This window comes from Chroococcidiopsis cubana SAG 39.79 (assembly GCF_003991895.1).
GTDB classification, from domain to species: domain Bacteria; phylum Cyanobacteriota; class Cyanobacteriia; order Cyanobacteriales; family Chroococcidiopsidaceae; genus Chroococcidiopsis; species Chroococcidiopsis thermalis.
On the sequence record NZ_RSCK01000003.1, the window covers coordinates 174,751 to 176,565 of the forward strand.

The following is a 1,815-nucleotide window of genomic DNA, read 5'->3' on the forward strand; positions in this document are numbered from 1 at the left end:
GGTAAAACTGGTGTTGAAATTAAGACGAACGCGGTCAGCCAAGATAGTATTGATGTCCAAATCTCCTCTAGAACCTTCTGCTTCACCGCTACGAACAGCTCGCTCATCACCAAAGACATCTGCTGCGGCAACGACTATTTCTCCAGATAGTGTGGTGGTAGTCGAAAATTGATTTGCTTCTAATTCAGCCGTCCGCGCTTCTAAAGCATCGACGCGACCGCGCAGGGTGGCTAGTTCCGCTGAAAATTCTTCCTGTAACCGCTGTAGAGTTGCCAGGTCTTCTCTGTTGACCATATCAGCAGTAGCGGTAGCAATCAGTTCGTTAACTCTGTCCAAGCAAGCATTCAAACCAGCAGCAAATTCATACCGAGTTAAAGCGCGGTTGCCGCGATAAGTTCCGTCAGGATAACCAGCAATACAACCGTAACGCTCGACTAAGGACTGTAAGGCTTGAAAAGCCCAGTCAGTAGGTTGAACGTCGGATAGTTGGGATACGGAGGTAACTTGAGCCAGCACATCCGTAGCTGGAACACTTTCACTAAGTTGGTTTCTAGTGTTTTCACCTAGTTCGCCAGAAGTTCGTACTTGTGTTTCGCTCTCTAGAGTGTCTCCTGCCTTTTTTTCTGGTTCAACTTCAGATGCAGGAAAAGCTGCAACTTCCTTAAAATCTGATGTGGTAGTATTTCTAAGGTTTACAGCAGTAACAGAAGATCTTGAGGATTTTAACGTCAAGTCTGTCACTGGTGCTTCAGCAGCTTGAGTACTATTCGCCACAAACAGGGTGGTACCCAGAATTACTGGACTCAACCGTAGAGCATACCATAAAGATTTCGCCATGACTTTGTTCTCACTCACACCAATGTTATTGATTGACCATTAGCCTACTCAACCAACGGATGTACCGCAGTTTTTATGACTAATTTTGAACTTCATTCTTGATGAATGAACCCAATAATAATTAGATTGACAGATCTTTATGAAATAGAGATGAAATTTAGATGTTTTTAAGAAAAATTATTTAGAGCAAGAAAGAAGATTCCCACCATACACGAACGTAGAGCAATTGTTTGGGCAAGTTTAATTATAGTTAAACAAAGCAATGATAGGGTTAATAGTTGATTAACCCTATTCATCCTCTAGCTACTTAGAGCAACGCTTTGGCAATAAAATTTAGAACCAAGCCTAGAAAGAAAGCGTAGTCCGGATCGTTCCCACGTAAATTGTGTCGTTATCTTCATTATGTTCGGGATTGGTAATGACTAGCACTCCTGGAGTAATGCCAATATTTTTGGCAACTTGAAAGCGATAGAAAGCTTCTAGGTGCAAAGAGGAATCCCTGTCTTCACGGTCATTGATATCGTTACTAGTCACTTTCGGCGGTAAACCAACCACAATACCACCTAAGTTACCTTCTCGCAAGAGATCTGGAAAAGCTAGAGTCACTGCATAGTAAAAGATAGAAGCGTTAGATCCATCGTTGACTCCTGAGACAGCTTCAGCTCGCGTGTAGCCAGCCCAACCGCCCAAGGCAATCTTGGGGTTGATTTGAAAATTTGCTGCTAAGCCATAAGAATCTGACGTGTAGCTTTCTCCATCAAATGGGTCATTGGAGTATGTACTTCCAACTCCTGCAACGCCTGCATCAAGACCATTATAGGAGCGCACGTAGGTCAGACCCAGAGCGATAGTATTAGTGGGCTTCAAGGTAAACTGGGCTAATGCTACAAAGGGACCACCAGTCAACCCAGATGTAGGGTTTTCGGCTTCACTGGCTAAATAAGCTAGGGATAGGTTAACTGCATCGCTAAATTCATA

General features: G+C 43.5%; 2 protein-coding genes. Both read right to left on the minus strand.

Annotated elements, in window-relative coordinates:
- Positions 1-837: iron uptake porin (locus DSM107010_RS03395; protein WP_241994104.1), on the minus strand; the 837-nt coding region annotated here is incomplete at its 3' end.
- A gap of 345 nt (positions 838-1,182) precedes the next feature.
- Positions 1,183-1,815, minus strand: a 633-nt coding sequence (locus tag DSM107010_RS41060; protein WP_241994105.1) for an iron uptake porin, incomplete at its 5' end; no start/stop codon positions are given.